This is a genomic window from Cylindrospermum sp. FACHB-282, from assembly GCF_014697195.1.
Lineage (GTDB): Bacteria > Cyanobacteriota > Cyanobacteriia > Cyanobacteriales > Nostocaceae > Cylindrospermum.
Genome location: NZ_JACJRJ010000001.1, coordinates 54,629 through 73,897, shown reverse-complemented (window position 1 = coordinate 73,897; position 19,269 = coordinate 54,629). Strand labels below are relative to the sequence as shown.

General features: G+C 41.4%; 15 protein-coding genes. 6 read left to right on the top strand and 9 right to left on the bottom strand.

All coding sequences use genetic code 11. The features are described 5' to 3' along the window. Positions 1–574: 574 nt before the first annotated feature. Together hemN and H6G32_RS00300 are read right to left on the bottom strand one after the other, a co-directional pair. Complete coding sequence (hemN, locus tag H6G32_RS00305; RefSeq protein ID WP_190453153.1) at positions 575–1,957, bottom strand: oxygen-independent coproporphyrinogen III oxidase; 1,383 nt, start codon at positions 1,955–1,957, stop codon at positions 575–577. Positions 1,958–2,564: 607 nt separating this feature from the next. Beyond that, positions 2,565–3,281: a biliverdin-producing heme oxygenase gene (locus tag H6G32_RS00300; RefSeq protein ID WP_190453150.1), complete on the bottom strand. Its 717-nt coding sequence runs from the start codon at positions 3,279–3,281 to the stop codon at positions 2,565–2,567. A gap of 458 nt (positions 3,282–3,739) precedes the next feature. Here H6G32_RS00300 and acsF point away from each other — a divergent pair, with 458 nt between their 5' ends. Then, positions 3,740–4,816 carry a magnesium-protoporphyrin IX monomethyl ester (oxidative) cyclase gene (acsF, locus tag H6G32_RS00295; RefSeq protein WP_190453147.1) on the top strand — a complete coding sequence of 359 codons (1,077 nt, stop codon included), beginning with the start codon at positions 3,740–3,742 and terminating at the stop codon, positions 4,814–4,816. Between the two features lie 7 nt (positions 4,817–4,823). On the opposite strand, the gene H6G32_RS00290 is transcribed toward acsF, so the two are convergent. Both H6G32_RS00290 and H6G32_RS00285 read right to left on the bottom strand, forming a co-directional pair. Then, the gene (locus H6G32_RS00290; protein ID WP_190453145.1) at positions 4,824–5,729 is read right to left on the bottom strand and encodes an amino acid ABC transporter substrate-binding protein; all 906 of its coding nucleotides are present in this window, start codon (positions 5,727–5,729) and stop codon (positions 4,824–4,826) included. 424 nt (positions 5,730–6,153) lie between these two features. Further along, a complete protein-coding gene (locus H6G32_RS00285; protein ID WP_190453143.1) occupies positions 6,154–6,657 on the bottom strand; it encodes a BON domain-containing protein in 504 nt (167 codons plus the stop codon). Positions 6,658–7,158: 501 nt separating this feature from the next. On the opposite strand from H6G32_RS00285, the gene H6G32_RS00280 reads away from it, so the two are divergent. Further along, positions 7,159–8,607 (top strand): sensor histidine kinase, encoded by a 1,449-nt coding sequence (locus H6G32_RS00280; RefSeq protein ID WP_190453141.1) that lies wholly within the window; start codon positions 7,159–7,161, stop codon positions 8,605–8,607. Between the two features lie 44 nt (positions 8,608–8,651). Here the strand turns inward: H6G32_RS00280 and H6G32_RS00275 are convergent, their stop codons facing one another. From H6G32_RS00275 to H6G32_RS00265, 3 genes are all read right to left on the bottom strand, one after another. Next, complete coding sequence (locus H6G32_RS00275; RefSeq protein WP_190453139.1) at positions 8,652–10,070, bottom strand: DICT sensory domain-containing protein; 1,419 nt, start codon at positions 10,068–10,070, stop codon at positions 8,652–8,654. Between the two features lie 423 nt (positions 10,071–10,493). Next, on the bottom strand, positions 10,494–11,981 hold the full coding sequence (locus H6G32_RS00270; protein WP_190453137.1) for a UDP-N-acetylmuramoyl-L-alanyl-D-glutamate--2,6-diaminopimelate ligase: 1,488 nt from the start codon (positions 11,979–11,981) through the stop codon (positions 10,494–10,496). 52 nt (positions 11,982–12,033) lie between these two features. After that, the gene (locus tag H6G32_RS00265; RefSeq protein WP_190453134.1) at positions 12,034–12,321 is read right to left on the bottom strand and encodes a glutaredoxin family protein; all 288 of its coding nucleotides are present in this window, start codon (positions 12,319–12,321) and stop codon (positions 12,034–12,036) included. Positions 12,322–12,423: 102 nt separating this feature from the next. Here H6G32_RS00265 and rnc point away from each other — a divergent pair, with 102 nt between their 5' ends. Beyond that, positions 12,424–13,605 carry a ribonuclease III gene (gene rnc, locus H6G32_RS00260; RefSeq protein WP_190453131.1) on the top strand — a complete coding sequence of 394 codons (1,182 nt, stop codon included), beginning with the start codon at positions 12,424–12,426 and terminating at the stop codon, positions 13,603–13,605. A 69-nt stretch (positions 13,606–13,674) separates the two neighbouring features. Here rnc and H6G32_RS00255 read toward each other — a convergent pair whose 3' ends face one another. Beyond that, entirely contained in the window at positions 13,675–15,393 is a 1,719-nt protein-coding gene (locus H6G32_RS00255) for a pentapeptide repeat-containing protein (protein WP_242046457.1), read from the bottom strand. Positions 15,394–15,969: 576 nt separating this feature from the next. Here H6G32_RS00255 and cysH point away from each other — a divergent pair. The 3 genes from cysH (at position 15,970) to H6G32_RS00240 (ending at position 18,514) form a co-directional block, all read left to right on the top strand. Then, complete coding sequence (gene cysH / locus H6G32_RS00250) at positions 15,970–16,695, top strand: phosphoadenosine phosphosulfate reductase (RefSeq protein WP_190453125.1); 726 nt, start codon at positions 15,970–15,972, stop codon at positions 16,693–16,695. Positions 16,696–16,827: 132 nt separating this feature from the next. Then, positions 16,828–18,081 carry an exonuclease subunit SbcD gene (gene sbcD / locus H6G32_RS00245; protein WP_190453122.1) on the top strand — a complete coding sequence of 418 codons (1,254 nt, stop codon included), beginning with the start codon at positions 16,828–16,830 and terminating at the stop codon, positions 18,079–18,081. Between the two features lie 133 nt (positions 18,082–18,214). After that, positions 18,215–18,514, top strand: coding sequence for a hypothetical protein (locus H6G32_RS00240; protein WP_242046456.1), 300 nt, complete (start codon positions 18,215–18,217; stop codon positions 18,512–18,514). A gap of 215 nt (positions 18,515–18,729) precedes the next feature. On the opposite strand, the gene H6G32_RS00235 is transcribed toward H6G32_RS00240, so the two are convergent. After that, positions 18,730–19,257, bottom strand: a complete 528-nt coding sequence (locus H6G32_RS00235) for a phycobiliprotein lyase (protein WP_190453118.1) — start codon at positions 19,255–19,257, stop codon at positions 18,730–18,732. Positions 19,258–19,269 lie beyond the last annotated feature (12 nt).

Below are 19,269 nucleotides of genomic sequence, written 5' to 3'. Positions count from 1 at the left end.
AAGTCGCGCGCCACTTGCTTCAAGTCGGCGGAGCCGACGGCAGTCGCTTTATGCCGGGGAAACCGTCCACCGCGCTGCCTCCCCAACGCAGTGGCTTGGCTACACGAGACTTTACCCACCTTTCCTGCGGAACGCTACGCGAACGTGGGTTCAAAAAGCTTGATTTACCGTTAGTCCGCGCAGGCGGACTTCGTTTGTGTAGTAGCGAATTATATTCGCCCAATACTTTTCAAACATCCTCTAAGGGATTTAGTTAAATATTATGTATATAACTCTTTCTGACTAATTTTACGTAATTAGACGACTGTGTTGATTGCTGTTCACTAACTGGGGCAAAGAAATAGCACAGGTAATAGTAGAAAATTCCCAAAATAGAGAATTTTCCCTTGGAAAAAACCCGTCCAAAATTGGTCAGCCAACGCTAGTTGGCGGCTTATATAATCTCGTTTTCACACAATATCTTGGGTGATGCCGCCAAAAAGCACCGAGTTTACCCATCTAACGAGTAGATTTTGGATCAGGAACCGCCAATTTTAGATAACTTTAATGAAACCCCATCACCCATTACCAATACTCAAATTGCACGGGAGAATTTTGTCTCTCTCATTCTTGTATGAGTGTCGAAGATTACAGCAATATTTCTCACCAACAACCTGCCAATATCTGTAATCTGAATGTCGTTGGTTGATAAACTCACAAGTCCATCAGCTACTAGGGGGATTAGTTCTTCTAACTCCTCAGAGAAATATTCATCAAAACTGATGTGATGTTTGTTTTCGATGTCTGGCTTATGCAAATGAAAGTGAGACATAATCGACATAATCACATCTCGTCTAATAATGTCATCCTGACTTAGTTTGACGCCTTTACTAGTTGGGATAAAACCCGCTACCACTGCTTGATAATAATCCTTTAATTGCTTGTGGTTTTGGGCATAAGCATCTTCTAACATACTGATAGATGTGGCACCGAATCCGAAAAGTTCTGTTTCGGCATGGGTGGTGTAGCCTTGAAAGTTCCGCTTCAGGGTGCCATGGCGTTGAGCAACTGCCAATTCATCGTCAATTTTAGCAAAATGATCCATGCCAATAAATAGATATTGGTTATTGGTTAACTCCTCAATAGTCATTTTGAGAATTTCTAACTTTTCCTGGGCTGGGGGTAGTGCATCTTGAGATATATTTTTCTGCACTGCTTTAATCCACGGGACATAAGCAAAGTTAAAAACCACAATCCGGTCAGGATCTAAGGCAATTGTCTTTTCTACAGTCTCCCGAAATGTCTGGAGAGTTTGATGGGGTAGTCCATAAATTAAGTCTACATTCACACTTTCAAATTTGGCTTCCTTGACCCAACTCATGACATCAAAGAGCATTTTTTCAGGCTGGATGCGATTCACCGCTACTTGGACTTGAGTGTTAAAATCTTGGATGCCAAAACTAATGCGGTTAAATCCAAGCTGTCTAAGAAATAAAATGTAGTTTCTATCGACATAGCGAGGATTGATTTCAATAGAAACTTCTGCTTGTGGATCAATATTGAAGTGTTGAGTGATGTTGTTCCACAAGAATTCTACTTGATCAAGTTCTAAATAATTAGGCGTACCACCACCCCAGTGAACCTGAAGCACTTTTCTATCTGGGTCAATTAAGGCTGTGGTGTTCTTGATTTCTTGAACCAAATGCTCTAGGTAAGGTTTGGCAATATTCTTGTTATTAGAAATTACCGTATTACAACCGCAGAAATAGCAGGCACTCTGACAAAACGGAATGTGGAAATATAAAGACAGGGGGGTTTTCCGTTGATTTGAAGCGGCGATTGCAGCTTGAAAGTCGTTTGCGGTAAATGTTTCGCTTAATTCTGTAGCGGGTGGATAGCTGGTGTATCTGGGAGCGCGAGTATCATACTTTTGAATCAGATCCAGATCGAACTTAACACCAGGTAATAGAAAAACCATTAAAACCTCCGAGTAACTGCGAACATACCGCCTAGTACGGCGAAAGCGGAATTCAAAATTCAAAATTCAAAAAGTCAGCTTTTTGTTAATTTTGAATACTATTTTTATTTCCGCTGTCAGGTACTAGTAATTGGTTGTATGGATAATAAAAACTGCAATTTGTTTGCTTCTGTGGTAAACAAATTGCCAATAGAGCAGAATTTTGTTGATTCAAACCAAACAGCTAGAAATTACGCAAAGAAACCCGGTTTATATAAAAAATACTAGAATTAGCCCTAGAGAATAGAATTCGCGGCTACACAAAGGGCGTGCTTCTAGAAGAGGCGCAACGCTTATCTGTAGCTTGTGCTTTGTACTCAGCGCTGGGAGGGAACCGTGGCGTGCCCTTGGGGAAAAACCTGTCCTAAATTGGCGGTTCCAAGGCAAGGAAGGCGGCTTATATAATCTCGTTTTCACCCAATATCTTGGGTGATGCCGCGCTGCGCGCCGAGTCTACCCATCTAACGAATAGATTTTGGATCAGGAATCGCCAATGAAAGGATAATTTTAATGAAACCCCTAGATGAACTGAAGGTAAATCTTTGCAACTAAATGCCGATGCAAAAAATTAATTAGCAGCAGTTACTTCCGTGCTACCAGGGTTATAGGGGCGAGTTAAGCTATCAAATAAAACTTGACCAAGGGACTTGATTAAATAGCCCTCTAATTCCTGAGCCATCTGCCAATTAAACAGGAAGGCATTGTTTGCTTCTGCTACAATCCATTTAGCGATCGCATCATCGATAGGCATGGCGTTCAATACTTGACGATAATTGTCCTTAAATGCCTTTTTATCAGGAATTTGCTCAAAATTGTAAAAGGATGTACCTTCGTAGCCAGATAACTTCAGGGCTGATTGAGCAATTTTTTGTAACATCTGACCCCCTGAGAGGTCGCCCATGTAGCGGGTATAACTATGACCTAGCAACAACAGAGGGTCATTAGCAGAAATTTCCCGAATCCGGTTAATGTAGGCTTGGGCAGCGGGTGAGGGTGTGATTTGCCTTTGCCAGTCATTTCCATAATAGAATACCATATCTTGCTCTAAAGAGCTTTGGCGGTTAAGTTCAGGAAAATAAGCCTGACTCATTACAGGATGCTCTCGGTGCCTCTCAATTGCTGCTTCTAGTTCGCTGTAGATATAATACAAATTTGCCAAAAATTTAGCGAAGCAGTCTCTATCTACAACTCCTTTGAGAAAACATTTCATGAATCCCACATTTTCTGCCTCTGTATGAGCTTGTTGAGTGCCAGAGCGCAGTTTGATGGCTAGATTACTACTCATTATTGTTTCCTTCTTTTTCCAGGGCCAGGTTTCCAGACAGTCACCGACTCAGGATGTCTGCCAGTTAGAGTTAAAAGATCACTATTCTAGGTTTATCGAGGATCTACACCTCTTGATCTAGCAAGTACAATTGCTGATGTAAATCCTAACTATTTTCATTTCTCCCTAAATTATTTAACTATTATTTCTTTGTATAGCTATCAAGGTATTAATATTTCTTTAGATTTTTACCGAGAATTTCAATTAATTTAAATTCATTACCTTTGAATGCAGACTTGTACTGAGAAGCTCCTTCAGTGGGACTAAAACTGATTTTAAATAGGTATTTAAACTGTGCTTACAGGGCTGTCTAACAGGTTATCTAGCGCCAGTTATTTTTCAATAATTTAACTGATGACTAATAATAACTATTTATGTTTATATAACCTTTATATAGATAAAATAGTAAAAGGAGTCTCATGATTAAGTCTCTGGAAACCCCCCAGGCGGAGTTACTGAAGTCGGGTATTAAAGCACCTGTTCAGGAAACATTGTTAACGCCCCGGTTTTATACTACGGACTTTGATGCTGTAGCCAAAATGGATTTCTCGGCTCATGAAGCTGAGTTGCGGGCAGTGGTTGAAGAACTCAGGGCTGATTATAACCGTCATCACTTCGTGCGTGATGAGGAATTTAAGCAGTCTTGGGATCATATTCAGGGGGAAAAGCGCCGTGCTTTTATTGACTTTTTAGAACGTTCTTGTACTTCAGAGTTTTCTGGGTTTCTGCTGTTTAAAGAGTTGTCTCGCAGACTGAAGGATAGCAACCCGCTTTTGTCTGATGCCTTTAATTTTTTGGCACGGGATGAAGCACGCCATGCAGGATTTTTGAATAAGTCAATGGCAGATTTTAACCTCTCCCTAGACTTAAGCTATTTAACTAAAAGCCGTACTTATACATTCTTCCCCCCAGAGTGGATTATTTACACGGTTTACCTATCAGAGAAAATTGGTTACTGGCGCTATATTTTGGTGTTCCGCCATATGCAAGCGCATCCAGAGTACCAAGTGTATCCCCTGTTCCGGAAGTTTGAGAGTTGGTGTCAGGATGAGAATCGACACGGGGATTTCTTTAAAGCACTTTTGCGATCGCAACCGCGGTTATGGAACAATTGGCGATCGCGTTTATGGGTGCGGTTCTTTTTGCTGACGGTGTTCGCTACCCACACCATGACAGTTTTTGAACGGGCTGATTTTTATGAAGCCATTGGTATTCATCCCCGCAAATACAATAATCAAGTGATTGCAGAGACGAATAAAACAGCGGCCAGAGCATTTCCCCTGATCTTAAATACAGATCACCCGGAATTTTTCTGGCGGTTAGAGCAGTGTTCTGAGAATAACCTCAAACTGATAGCCTTGAAAAATAGCGATCGCCCCAAGATTGTCAAATTTTTCCAAAAAATCCCCCTAGTTATGGGAATCATCTGGCAAATGTTAAAGGTTTACCTCATGAAACCCATTGATGCTGAATCAATCCGCGAAACAGTGCGTTAAATAAAACCTACAAATCACCTTGGGGAATCTCCTCGCGCAATTCGATCATCAGTTGCATCGTTTCCACCGTTAAATCGCGTAAATCCCGATTCAGATACACAGCACCTTGGGAACCAAACCAACGGTCAAAAATAGCAGCATATTTTGGCTTCCCGTTGACAAATCCTTGCATAAACTTGACTAGAGAATAATTCACCGAGTCGAGGAATTTTGAGTTATTTTCCGGTACCATACAAGCAATTCCCTCTCGTGAATAAGGGCGCGGGGGTGCAATCGCAAAATCATCTGGACTTTTCGCTGTTTGCAACCATCCCTCTAACAGAATGCTATCAGAGGCAAAAGCATCAATTTTACCCTGTTGTAAAGCAGTATATCCCTCTGCCCTCGTCTTCAAATACACCAGTTTAGCTTGAGGTTGTACTTGCTTGATTGCTTGCTCATTGGTTGTTTGGGCCAGCACACCCACACGCTTACCAATTAGAGACTCAGGAGCACCTAAATTACTTCCCTTCTTGATTAATATTTGAGTACCAGTAACCCCATAACTGACAGAAAAATCAACTTTTTTGTCCCGTTCCCAAGTGAAACTACTAGCATCACAAACAATATCAACTTGTCGGTTGACTATATTAGGAATTCGCTCTGCTGGAGAAAGTCCGACTAATTTAAGTTGAATTTTTCTACCCAGTTCTTTTTCTAATTGCTGTTGAATAATACCCAGCATATCTACAGAATAACCAGTTAATTTACCCTGACTGTCAGCGTAGGCAAAAGGTAAGGCATCTTTACTTGTACCAGCCTTTAGCACCCCTGTCCGGGCAACTTTTTGCATCACAGTCTCAGAGTATGCCATCTGAGGCATGAGTACTGGTAACGTTAAGGCGAAAAGAGCAGCAGCAATATTTTTATACATTTTAGTGTTATGTAAAGTAGGCAAATACGATAGAGAAACTCTTGAATTCACCAAACTTTTTCGGCTATTCAAAATACAAAAATTATCCCTATGGATTACACAAGAACCATATACAGCAACTATTCTTTACATCTCACCAGTTTTATTTGTAGGGATTAACGTACATTCCTGTTCCATTGCTACCATAACCCCTAATTCGGCAAGAAGCAAGCTACGTAGGATGCGTCAGGGGACGCATCTAAAAACCATGAAAGCAGTCTGAAAAGTTGGATAAAACAATTAGTAACAAAACTAAGCAGACCGTAAGTAATTAGCCGATCTTAAATATTATAATTAAAAAAATCTGTAGAGACGATTAATATCGTCTCTACAGTAGTTTCAATTGCCAGTAACTAGTCCATGCAACTGCAAACTACTCTAAGTTCTATGGCTTTTTATCAGTTGCCACTTTTGCTTCTACCTTCACACTCTTAACACCATTTAGTTGCTTAACGATGGGTTCAATTTTCTTCAAATCCGCTTCAGCGGGCACTGTGCCAGTAACAGTAACAACACCTTCTTTACTTTCCACTACTAAATTACTGCCGGGTAACTTTTCCTTTAACTTGTCCAAAGCTAAGGTTTTGACATTGTCAGATCCTGCTGTGACTACTGGTTTGGTCTTTTCAGTAGCACCTTTAGCAGTAGTAGCATCTGCTATTTTGGTCTTTTCAGTAGCATCTTTAGCAGTAGTAGCATCTGCTGGTTTGGTCTTTTCAGTAGCATCTTTAGCAGTAGTTTCCGTTGTCTGAGATGCCTGTTTTACTGGTGCTTGGGCAGATTCATTGGTAGTGCTAGAATTTTCGGAACTAGTTTTAGGAGCTTCTTGGCAACCAAAAACACCAGCTACCAGAACGCCGCTGATTAGAAAAGGAATAAGCTTTTTCATTTTTATCTCCGACTTGAGTACGTGAAGCGATTAATTGACCGGTGTGTGATGCTGAGGAGCAAATCTTAAAAAACAATTAAAGGGGAAAAAGTAGCTGAAGCTAAACGCCTAGATTGCTGAAACTTCAAACTGGGATAACTTAATACGAAGCGCCAATTTAGTTTTTATGCCGACTAAATAAAGGTAGTAGCTCTGTTTGTAGAGCGTTTGGCTCTCTACAAATGAAGAGGTAAAAACCCAGTGGCTTTGCCAAGGGTAGATGCTGCCGCTCCACAGCGGTCATTTGATGCTATCAGATTTGAGGACATTTAGCGCTCCCTGCTCAAAATTTCATGACATTTACAACGAATGACTAAGGACTGATGAAGAAAACAGGGGAAATTGCGCCTCAATTGTTCGGTTATACCACTGTCGTGAATACACAAATCACTATAACCTCGTAAGTATACGATGCAATGCCTAGCTGCTGTTAGAAGCTCTTGAATCAAGGGGTGAAAACCTGTGTACGAATGGATCTTGCCGAGTCTGAGCGAAGTTTTAGCCGAAAGTCAATCAAGGGTAGCTGAATGTGGATCTGCCAAAGCCGAGCAGCAATGGCGCGTCAGCCTAGCAGCGACAGAACATTTGCTACTCAACACTTTAGAAAAGGCTTCACCTGACACTATCCAAGGCTTGGTTTTAGCTGCACCAGCACCGCTATTTAGTCAACCAAAACTGACTCAAAACTTACAAAGGGTAACTTTTACGGCAAAACCCTTTAACCCCTTGGCACTGATGCCATTTCAAATGCCGCCTGTTGCTGTGACGGTAGATAAAATTGCTTCCGAAGAATCGATATTACCATTGCTACCTACCGATCCTCTAGGTTCGGAGCAGTTTTGCTTGGTGTTCACTGATAAATTTAGATTAGTGCTGGTTTTGGCAGAACACAAGAATGGTAAAAAAGAGTTTTCATTTTCCTTTGAGCCAGGGGTAGTCCAGCAGGCATGGCGAGCGCTAGGAGCTAGGGTAATACTGACTAATCCAGAATTTTTTGCTGATTTAGATGTATTGGTACAAAAGTATTCTCCAACCGCCCCAGATTACCACACGATAATTCAGTTTAGTCGGTTGCTACTTCAGGAATTAACAGAGCCAGAAGCGGATACGGTGGTATCTAGTCCCGCTATCTCCCCAGACCCCCAGACCCCCATCTCCCTCTCTTCCCCTCCCCGTCCTGATGTGGAGTTATTGCAAGCCTTTGCTCACGAAGTCCGCACTCCACTGACAACTATTCGGACGATGACTCGCTTACTGCTGAAGCGGCGGGATTTGCCAACTAATGTGATTAATCGTTTAGAAGTTATTGACCACGAGTGTACTGAGCAAATTGACCGGATGGAGTTGCTGTTTAAGGCAGCAGAACTAGAAACTTGTTCCTCGGTGCGATTTTCCAGCACTCAACTAACGCCGATGTCTCTAGATCAAGTCTTGCAACAAAGTATTCCTCGTTGGCAACAAGCGGCGAAGCGACGAAACATAACTTTGGATGTGGTGTTACCGCAGCAACTACCAACGGTGGTAAGTAATCCCACTATGCTAGATCAGGTACTTACGGGTTTGATGGAGAATTTCACTCGCAGCTTACCCCCAGGGGGCCATATTCAAGTCCATGTCATCCCCGCTGGAGACCAACTAAAGTTACAATTATCGCCCCAATTCCAATGCAAAGATGCAAGTATTGCTGCTACACCTGCAACGCCACCAATTCGCAAGGCCCTTGGTCAACTGCTAATGTTTCAACCGGAAACGGGAACGATTAGTTTAAATATTGCTGCAACAAAGCATTTGTTTCAGGCTATTGGTGGCAAGCTGATTGTGCGCCAGCGTCCGCACTATGGGGAAGTGTTAACAATTTTCCTGCCTTTAGAGGTTAGTAGTAAACATAAGTTAGGGCTTCATAATTCATAATTTAAAGGTTTCACCATCTAGACTTTTGAACTATCTGGGGTGGTTCATCTTCCTGGCTTTTCGCCGACAGTCGCTAAGTGTACTGTAAAGGTAGAACCTTCATAGAGCTTACTTTTAACAGAAATATAACCACCGCTACGCCTCAGCAGTTTTTCTACGATTGTTAACCCTAAGCCAGCGCCGCTAGAGTCTTCAGTTAATCCTGTACGCACACGATAAAAGCGGTCAAAGATTTTGGGAATTTCATTTTCGGCAATACCAATACCTGTGTCGCGGAATTCTAATTGCACATGATTGCCTTGAAGACGCGCACGCACCCACACTTGCCCACCGTTGGGGGTAAACTTCATGCTGTTATGCAGCAAATTAATGACAATCTGCCTCAGTCCACCACTCACGCACCAAATAGCTGGCAGTTGAGTGGGGACGGTGTAAGCTAGCATGATGCCTTTTTCGTGGGCTACGGGTTGGTAGGTACTGACTACCCCAGGCACAACGTCACAGAGGCGTATGGACTCTAATTTGCTCTCATCTATATTGCGTTCTAGATCGAGTAGATCCAACAGTCCAGTGATTAGGGAATTTTGGCGATCGCACTGGTTATTTAACATCTGTAAATAACGTTGTCGCTGGATTGGTTTTAGATTAGGGGAATTTAACAGCGATAAGGCGGTTTTCATGTGGGTTAGGGGTGTTCGCAACTCCTGACAGACATTAATTAAGTATTCATCCTTAAGGTGCTCTTTGTTCTCTAGGGTTTGATTTCGCTGCTGCAATTTGGCAACGCGCCTAGCCATGATTTGCCGATTCATTTCTTCCTGTCGTTGGAGTTGTTTGATTAACAACTGGTTCATCAGTGTTGGTTCGGGTACACTGGGGCAAATAAAATCAGCAGGTACAATTGGGGATGATTCTGGAGCCTGGGCTTGTTTAATACCTGCTAACACCTGCTGAATGATGGTTCCTTCAACAGTATTTATCGCTAATAATGGGAGATTTTTATGAATATTTTTTCTGAACAAGATGTTATTTTTAGCTCTATTAAGCGGACGTTCAGCCAAAATTAAACTGCAAAACTGGGGCGATAAAACCATTAAAAAGTATTCCCGTCGCAGTTGGCTATTGGGTAGTAACTGCACGCTGATAGAGTCACCAACAGGGATACAAGCCTCACTTTTTTTGTCTTTCTCTTCTTCTCTGCCACTTGAACTAGTTGGGCAATTATAGATAATCCCAGAAACACCCATTGAGGACTGATAACGCGCTAGTTCTGATTGCCAAATTTTCCCTGGTGGTAGCTTTACCCATAAAGTGGCGACAATCTGCTGCTCAATTAGTAAGTCAATTTGTGCCCTCACCAGAGATAGCAGAGTAGCAGGATTGAGAGTTAATGATTGGAGCGGAGTCTGTCCACCAACAGCTAGATGATAAATAGATAGATCCTGAGTCAGAGAAAAATTCATTTTGTACGTTGAAGAAGAAAAGACAAAGAAGGATGAAGGAAGCAATAATGTTATCTTCTATTTTCACCCTGATGTATAAATAATTGGTCAAGCAGTCACAGTAATAAAGGTGAAGTATAAATGATTGAATTATTAGTTATGAGATTAAGGGAGTTTATCATTCAAGATAGACTGTGGCAAGTTTTTCTTGATTTAAATAAATTCATCTTGCCTTTATGTATTTATTGATATTTCTCTACCCTGGTGTGCCTAAATTTTTTCTTTGTAGAGACCCTACCGCTGGCGCCTCTACTTAGGACTTACGCAACTGGTACAGAGATTTGTTCGTCGTCTGTACTTCAGTAATACAGCACTAAATTGTTGACTACGAAATTAAAATTCAGTTCCTGTATTTGATAGTTGCGTAAGTTTGCTACTTGGGCGTTAACCTTGGATTCTTGAGAGTAAAGCTTCCCGTGCCTGTTCTCGGTCGTCAAAATGGATTTTTTCAGTGCCGAGAATTTGGTAGTCTTCATGACCTTTACCAGCCAGCAATACGCCATCACCAGGTTTAGCTTGTAAAATGGCGGTACGTATGGCGATCGCGCGATCGCAAATCACTGTTGGTTGAATAGTTGCGGGAATCCCGGCTAACACATCTTGCAAGATTTTTTCTGGGTCTTCGGTGCGGGGATTATCTGATGTCACCACTGCCACATCTGCTAATTCGGCGGCGATTTTTCCCATGAGTGGGCGCTTGGTGCGATCGCGATCGCCTCCACAACCAAACACACAAATCATTTTACCAGGAATAAACGGACGTGCGGCTTTGAGCAAGTTTTCCAAACTATCTGGTGTATGGGCATAATCTACAATCACGCTGATTTCTTGCCCTTCACTAATCTGTACCCGTTCCATCCGTCCAGGAACACCGGGAAACTCAGGAATCACCGAGGCTACTAACTCCAAATCTAGCCCTAAATGTAAAACAGCACCTACCGCTGCCAAAAGATTCTCTAAATTATATTGACCGACCAAAGGAGACCGAAAAGCCACATCACCCTTTGGGGTATGCAGTTTACCGCTAACACCATGAGGCTGATAACTCAAGTCACTCATCCACAAATCAGTATTGGCATCATTGACGCTGTAACTCCAAACCTGTTCTGAACTCAACGACCCAATTAACCGCTGTCCGTAAGCGTCATCAGCATTAATTATCGCCCGTCCTTGGAGATAATCAGGGCTAAATAATAACGCTTTAGCGGCAAAATAATCTTCCATATCCCGGTGATAGTCCAGATGGTCTTGAGTGAGATTGCTAAACACCCCCACCTCAAAAGAACAACCCAACACCCGGCCTTGGGCTAAAGCGTGGGAACTAACTTCCATCACCCCAAACTCACAACCAGCATTCACAGCTTCCCCTAGCTGTTGTTGCAATTCCACAGCAAACGGTGTCGTGTGGATAGCAGTTTGCTCAAAACCAGGCCAACGAGTGTAGAGAGTTCCCATCAAAGCTGTAGCTAAATTAGCTTTGGTGAGGAGAAATTCAATCAGGTGAGTAGTGGTAGTTTTGCCATTTGTACCCGTCACACCCACCAATTTGAGTTTTTGCCCTGGATAACCGTAAAAAGCCCCTGCTATCTGGGCGCAAGCTGTATTCATGTTGTTTGCACTAATGACAACAGCTTCAGGTGTGGGAGGATTTTTAGCGATCGCATCCGAGGAGACAATCGCCGCTACAGCACCCGATGCTAAAGCACTCGGCCAAAATTCCCCACCATCCACCCTAGTTCCCGGCATCCCAATAAACAAATCTCCCACACCGCAAGCATAGGAATTAGTCTTCAATCCCTTAACCTCAGCATCCGCCAAACCAGCCAACTCTTCAACACCATCTACAGCCGCTAGTAATTCCCGCAATTTCATCTGGTGAACCTCGTCACAAGCTTCTCTTGCGATTATTCTGCATTATTTTTTTCTATTTGGATAAATACTTGTACAGCATTTTTTCCAACTGCTGCACAGTAGCACGAGGAGAAGGACGAGGCAAAAGCTCCGAAATCACCTCTTCCTCCGCGTCCTCTGCGCCTCTGCGGTTCGTTAAAACCAAAACCGGCACCTCATACTGATACGAAACAAACCAATCTTCACGACTAGTAATATCCCGAATTTCCAACTCAAAAGCAATATTTTGGATTTGTTCCAGCTTTTCCTGCAACCCTTCGCACAGATGACAACCAGGTTTACTGTATAAAATTAATCGCATTTGACATTCACACATTTACTAGTATAAACTGATTCATATATATGAAATTAATCATCCACTTCAAATCAAAAAGCCTTTTTTCAAAATTACTTGTGCATAACTATGTTAGCTAACCATGATGCAATTGGTAAATGTTTGAAATTACTCTCTCAGGGTTTATATCCTTATGTTGAAGAGAAAATGAGACTCGTTTACGGTAATCAATGGCTCACTCAAGCTGGACAATGCTTATCTCAAGATACCACTTTAAAACGAACTACAGAAGAAAGTTTACAACAGGATATATCATCACTACTTTCTGTGATGATCAAAAGATGGGAAAAAGTTTTTAAACCCCATCTATCTGCCGTTGAAAGAGCTTTTACCAGTGAAATTATTGATATTCGCAATAAATGGGCGCATAATACACCATTTTCCACAGAAGATACTTTCCGTGCCATAGATAGTATTTATCGTTTATTGCAAGGCATTCAGGCTAAAGAAGAACAAGAAGTTGCTAAATATAAGCAGAGGCTTTTACAAAACCTTTTACAAGAGCAAAATAGAAGTCAAAAACGCACAGAACAACTCTCTAGTCAAGAAATATTAATTAAAGAACGTTTAGGCGATATTCTTAATTATATCCCCTTTGAAAATGTTTTATTATTGGAGCGAGCTTTAACCCATCGCTCTTATGCATATGAAAATAGAATCAGTAAAGATAACGAACAATTAGAATTTTTAGGTGATTGTATTTTAGGTTTTTTAGCCGGGGCTTATATTTATCAAGAGTATGGGGATATTTCTGAAGGTGAATTAAGTAAATTAAAAGAGCGTCTAGTTGATAATCCTCAGTTGGGCAAATTAGCTAATCAGTTAAATCTGGGACAGTGGTTATTATTAGGAAAGGGTGAAAGATCACAAAATGGCGGACAGAAAGAATCTTTATTAAGTAATACTTTTGAAGCGATTATTGGTGCCTATTATCTAGACTCAGGTATCCAAGCTGTTCAAGAATTGGTATATCCTTTATTTGCATCGATAGTTGAAGATAAAATACCTGAAAATATCACTTTAGAAAATTTAGAAAATGCTAAAGGTTTACTACAACAATACGCTCAAAAAAGTGGGTTTGATATTCCCACATACAATACAATAAAAGAAACTGGTTCAGATCACAACAAAGAATTCACTGTTCAAGTTGAGATAAATGGTAACCTTTATGGTGAAGGGAAAGGTAAAAAAAAGAAAGATGCGGAGAAAGAAGCAGCTAATAATGCTTTGCTACACCTTAGATTAGTTTAAATAACATCATTTGCTTGTGGGTATGTATCTTACTCACCTCTACTATTTGAAGCAAGCAAGATACCCAACTTAAAATCCAGAGATAATTTCCTTGACTCGTTGCAGACTAATATTATCCTGTTTTTGTGAATAAATTCTCACAGCTTGCTCAAAAGCCTGTCTTGCTTCTGGTTTCTTTTTCCAAGCCAAAAAAGAATTACCCTTATTTTCGTAAGCTTCCCCATAATTTGGATCTCTTTGAATCACGCGATCGCAATCTTTAATCGCATCTTCATATTTCTTGCGGGCAAAGCGGGATAAACTACGCTGATAGTAAGCATCAACATAGCCTTGATCTATCTCAATTGCCTTGTCATAATCTTCAGTAGCATCTTTATATTCACCAATCGTATATTTGGCAAATCCCCGGTTAAAATATGCCCAAGCCCAGTTGCTAGAATTACGAATAGCTAAGTCATAATCTTTAATAGATTCTTGATAGTCTTGCTGGGCAAATCTGGCTAAACCTCTATTATTATATGCCTCTGCCAATTTAGAATTGATTCTAATAGCCATGGATGCATCAACAATCACTGCTGCATAGTCTTTTTTGATGCGGCTAATTGTTGCCCTGCCGTTGTAAGCTTCAGCATAGTTAGGATTAAGACGAATTGCTTGCTCAAAATCAGCTAAAGCGCTTTGATATTCTTCTTGCTCAATGCGCGTTAATCCCCTACTATTATATACTTTGGCATAATTAGGGTCAATTTCAATTGCTCGGTTGAAATCGGTTAATGCGGATTGATAATTTTTTAATTGGCTAAAAGCCAAACCGCGATTGGTGTAAGCGGCTGCATCATCGGGACTAAGTGCAATTGTTTTGTTGTAATAGGCGATCGCATTCTTGTATTCGCGTTTGTTATACTGATAATCTCCCCATCTGCTGTAATCACCAGCATCAGCACGAATATTGTCAGGTAAACTACTTACATCTAGATTAGCGCCCCGCAAATCAGCATTCTCTAAGCTAGCACCACTGAGTTTGCTACCAATCAGTTCAGCACCCCGCAAGTCAGCATAATCCAGACTAGCACTTTGCAGGTCAGCATTATTAAGTTTGGCATTACTTAAGTCAGCATTTTGCAAGTTGGCATAACTAAGATTGGCATTCCTCAGTTCCACACCTCGCAAATTAAAACCATTCAAATTTGCTCTACTGAGAATGACACCATTAAGAGAGACACCATTAAAGTTAAAATTTCTCAGGTCTACACCACTCAGGTCTACACCATTCAGATTCACACCTCTGAGGTTAACATTATCGAGTCGCACATTCCTCAAATTGGCATTACTGAGATTAACACCACTCAGATCTACCCCTCGGAGGTCAACGTTAGTTAAATTAGTACTACTCAAATTGGCATTTCTCAAGTCAGCCCCACTTAAGTCAGCCCCACTCAAGTCTGCATTAGTTAGGTTCGCGCTCGCCAAGTCAGCACGGAACAGTTTAGCACGAAATAGCTCCGCCTTACTCAAATCAGCATTTCTCAAGTTAGCACCGCTTAAGTCTGCACCATTCAAGTCTGCACTACTGAGATTAGCTTGATAGAGATCAGCGCGAACTAAATTTCTGCGACTCAGGTTTGCACGGGTTAAGTCACATTTGGGACATTTATTCGTGTCCAGCAACTGTTTAACCTGTTCAGGCTTTTCAGCATAAACCGGAATCGCCATCATTAGGGGTGTTAATAAAGTAACAGCAGCGAAGAACTTTTTTAAACTTCTTTGCTGGGTATTGGCAAGTTTCATCTTTTTTATCATCTGTAACTAGGTGTCAGTGTTTTGTGAAGGATAAACCCTTCTACAAACTAGATTTACAGGATTACGGATGATTGCGTCCAGATTTTTGTTCCAAAAAAAAATAATGCTTTGTAACAAAATGTAAAAATCCCGCTCATTTTTGAACGGGGTTACACAAGGTTTTTTAGCTAAAATTTTTTGTCTTGTTCCTAGAACACATTCATAATCGTGATAATTCCAATACTGGTCAAAATGATTAAAGCGCCCATAACTAGGGATTGACCCAATGCATTGGGTAATTTTGAATCATTCATTTTAGTAAAAGCCTTTTATTTTAAAGATTCTTTTAACATAGCAGTAAGAATATAACTATCTATGCAAAGCTCAGTAAAACTTAAAATCGTGTAAAGTCTCTTTACATAAACCAAGTAATGTCTCATAAAAGATACTTAAATACTATCCACAAGCTTGTAGTGATAACCGAACAAAATAATTACCTAATTTCCGGGCGGGATATGTGGTTTGATCAGGTAAAATTAAGTTTAATCAAGGTAAAAAAATATTTAATCCCACCTGAGAATTATCATGACAGTTTCCACGGCATCTAGGAACCAAACGGCAAATTTTGACTTAGAGCAATTAAATCAACAGTTTGAAACTGCAACTCCCAAAGACATCCTGGCATGGTCTATAGAAAATATCCCCACGGGACTGGTGCAAACCAGCGCCTTTAACGTGGATGACATGATAATTACCCACATTCTATATAGTGAACTCAAGCATCCAGTCCCGGTGATATTTCTCAATACCCTCTACCACTTCCCCCAAACCCTAGAACTAGTCGCCAAAAGTGAAGAAGTTTACAACCTGGATTTGAAAACTTACAAAACTCCAGACCTAGACACCCGCGAAGCCTTTACTGCTAAATACGGCGAAGCACTTTGGGACAAAGATATTACCCAATTCCATCACATTACAAAAATTGAACCACTACTCAGAGGTCTAGAGGAACTGAACACCATCGCTTGGATTACCGGACGCCGCCGTGACCAAGCCGTAACCCGTGCTAATATGCCCGTATTTGAGTTGGATGGCAAAGGGCGGTTAAAAGTTAATCCCTTAGCTAGCTGGACACGGGAAAACAGCTGGGTTTATGTCGCTGAACACGGGGTGATTTACAACCCTCTCCACGACGAAGGTTATCCCAGCATTGGCGATGAACCCATCACCACCAAAGTAGGCCAAGGCGAAGACGAACGGGCCGGACGCTGGCGGGGAAGTAATAAAACAGAATGTGGAATTCATATTTAGTAATTGGTCAGTGGTCATTGGTCATTGGTCATTGGTCATTGGTCATTGGTCATTGGTCATTGGTCATTGGTCATTAGTCATTAGTATTAAGCTTGAGAAAACAGACAAAGGACAATTGACCACTGGCTAATTATGATTAAAATTCTCCACCTCTCAGACATCCATCTAGGTAGCGGTTTCTCCCACGGACGGATTAATCCTGTGACGGGCTTAAACACACGTTTGGAGGATTTTGTCAATACTTTGTCATTGTGTATTGACCGAGCGATCGCATCACCTGTCGATCTAGTCATATTTGGCGGCGATGCTTTTCCTGATGCCACACCGCCACCCTACGTCCAAGGAGCTTTTGCCAGCCAGTTTCGCCGTTTGGTTGATGCCGATATTCCCACAGTGCTGCTAGTGGGTAATCATGACCAACATTCCCAAGGACAGGGAGGAGCAAGTCTAAATATTTATCGCACCTTGGGAGTGCCGGGATTTGTCGTGGGGGATACCTTAACTACCCACCACATCGAAACCCGCAATGGCAAAGTGCAAGTGATCACTCTCCCTTGGCTAACCCGTTCTACTTTGATGACTCGCCAAGAAACTGAGGGTTTGTCTTTGGCGGAAGTAGGTCAATTGTTAACTGAACGTCTGCAAGTTGTTCTAGAAGCGGAAATTCGCCGCCTTGACCCTGATGTGCCGACGGTGCTTTTAGCTCACTTGATGGCTGACAATGCTACCTTGGGAGCAGAACGCTTTTTAGCGGTGGGTAAAGGTTTTACTCTGCCTCTATCTTTGCTAACGCGACCTTGTTTTGATTATGTCGCACTGGGTCATGTTCATCACCACCAGAACTTGCATAAATCCAACAACCCCCCTGTGATTTATCCGGGAAGCATTGAACGGGTGGATTTTAGCGAAGAAAAGGAAGACAAAGGTTATGTGATGATTGAACTGGAGCGGGGGAGCGTTGAGTGGAAATTTTGCCCCTTACCAGTCCGAACTTTCCGCACCATTGAGGTGGATGTGTCGAAAGCTGATGATCCACAAGGGTTATTAATGAAAGCGATCGCAAAACATAATCTACAAGATGCTGTAGTGCGGTTAATTTACAAACTGCGATCAGAACAATTGGATCTAATTGATAGCTCCTCGCTGCATACTGCTTTAAGTTCCGCTCACACCTACACTATCCAACCAGAATTACTCAGTCAGTTGGCTAGACCTCGTATCCCTGAATTGAGTGCGAGTAGCAGCATTGACCCTATGGAAGCCTTAAAAACCTACTTGCATAATCGCGAAGACCTCAAAGACATAGCTGCATCAATGCTGGAAGCAGCACAAAATTTACTAGCAGATGAGGCAGAAATCTGGCTGGAAGCACCTACTCCTAATTAAAATTTTCTAATAAAATTGGTTCATAGGCAATAAAGTATCAAGAGTAGGATTTAATTATCTTAAAGTTTTACTTAATCAACTTGGTAGAGATATTTAAGTTGTTAATTTAGCAACAGAAAGAACAGATGATTTAATGCACGATTTTGTTTCTATAAATCGCGAAAAATTGCAAGAAAAATGGCGACAATCGGAGTCAGATATTCCTTTGGAAATTATTGACTCGCCTTATCGGTCAGTTATTGACCCGATTGTTGATTTTGTCGCGCAGTTTGAAGAGCTTCATCCCGGCGTTTTCACAACTGTGATTATTCCTGCTTTTGTGACTCGCAAGTGGTGGGACGGTCTGTTGCATAACCAAACGACTTTGTTCTTAAAAACAGCTTTACGTGCTAAAAAAAGTCGAGTTGTGACTACTGTCAGATATTACCTTTAAAGGTTTTTTTTAAAAGATTATGGTTAAATAAAAAACTGGATTTCTTTAGTTGTGGGCAGACAATCCCAGTTTTTTAAACTTCCATTTTCCTAGATCAATATCTTTTACGTTCGCCAGACAAATTAGGGAAATAACGGCCAAGATATCAGGAACTGTCAAAAATATCTCATTAATGAACAAGCCTGATATCTTCAGCAGTAGGATCAGCCAATAGCTTATTGGATGAGCTTTTCCATGTACTGAGCAATCATCTGCTGATGACCAGCACGGGAAATGACAGTTTGCCGGGTGCGATAATTTTTACCAATTAGTTTTAATTCTTCCTCGAAAAGAGAGCCGTTTTCTTCTGTCCATAAGTAAATAGTTTTGGGATCTCGGAAGTAATATTGTGCTATTACTAGCCTAGGTACGGGAAAATTGCGGCCAAAATACATAGTTGTTCCCAGTGTACCCAACACTGTCCAACGCTTAGACCCTTCATCACCTGTGTCTAAATCTATATTGCTCCATTCAACATAGGAACCACATCTGATGGTAGCCTCTTCAGGCAATTCGTGCAGTTTTGCTAGATCAATTAATTCCGCGCTTCCCTGCTCCAAAAACCGCATACTAACTATCTTTTTTACGTCCTTAATTTTGCCATTTGGCAGAGCGTAGTAGCGCCGCTCAGAATACCATTTACCCTCTGATTCTTGAAGGAAGGTTGTAATTTGCGAATCTTCTAGTTTAGATCCAAGCTGCATCACGGAATTGGA

Excerpts from the sequence above, each read along its gene's own strand:
- hemN (WP_190453153.1), bottom strand. The coding sequence starts at position 1,957 with ATGGTTTTTCTATTACCTGGTGTTAAGTTCGATCTGGATCTGATTCAA.
- H6G32_RS00300 (WP_190453150.1), bottom strand. The coding sequence starts at position 3,281 with ATGAGTAGTAATCTAGCCATCAAACTGCGCTCTGGCACTCAACAAGCT.
- acsF (WP_190453147.1), top strand. The coding sequence starts at position 3,740 with ATGATTAAGTCTCTGGAAACCCCCCAGGCGGAGTTACTGAAGTCGGGT.
- H6G32_RS00290 (WP_190453145.1), bottom strand. The coding sequence starts at position 5,729 with ATGTATAAAAATATTGCTGCTGCTCTTTTCGCCTTAACGTTACCAGTA.
- H6G32_RS00285 (WP_190453143.1), bottom strand. The coding sequence starts at position 6,657 with ATGAAAAAGCTTATTCCTTTTCTAATCAGCGGCGTTCTGGTAGCTGGT.
- H6G32_RS00275 (WP_190453139.1), bottom strand. The coding sequence starts at position 10,070 with ATGAATTTTTCTCTGACTCAGGATCTATCTATTTATCATCTAGCTGTT.
- H6G32_RS00270 (WP_190453137.1), bottom strand. The coding sequence starts at position 11,981 with ATGAAATTGCGGGAATTACTAGCGGCTGTAGATGGTGTTGAAGAGTTG.
- H6G32_RS00265 (WP_190453134.1), bottom strand. The coding sequence starts at position 12,321 with ATGCGATTAATTTTATACAGTAAACCTGGTTGTCATCTGTGCGAAGGG.
- rnc (WP_190453131.1), top strand. The coding sequence starts at position 12,424 with ATGTTAGCTAACCATGATGCAATTGGTAAATGTTTGAAATTACTCTCT.
- H6G32_RS00255 (WP_242046457.1), bottom strand. The coding sequence starts at position 15,393 with ATGAAACTTGCCAATACCCAGCAAAGAAGTTTAAAAAAGTTCTTCGCT.
- cysH (WP_190453125.1), top strand. The coding sequence starts at position 15,970 with ATGACAGTTTCCACGGCATCTAGGAACCAAACGGCAAATTTTGACTTA.
- sbcD (WP_190453122.1), top strand. The coding sequence starts at position 16,828 with ATGATTAAAATTCTCCACCTCTCAGACATCCATCTAGGTAGCGGTTTC.
- H6G32_RS00240 (WP_242046456.1), top strand. The coding sequence starts at position 18,215 with ATGCACGATTTTGTTTCTATAAATCGCGAAAAATTGCAAGAAAAATGG.
- H6G32_RS00235 (WP_190453118.1), bottom strand. The coding sequence starts at position 19,257 with ATGCAGCTTGGATCTAAACTAGAAGATTCGCAAATTACAACCTTCCTT.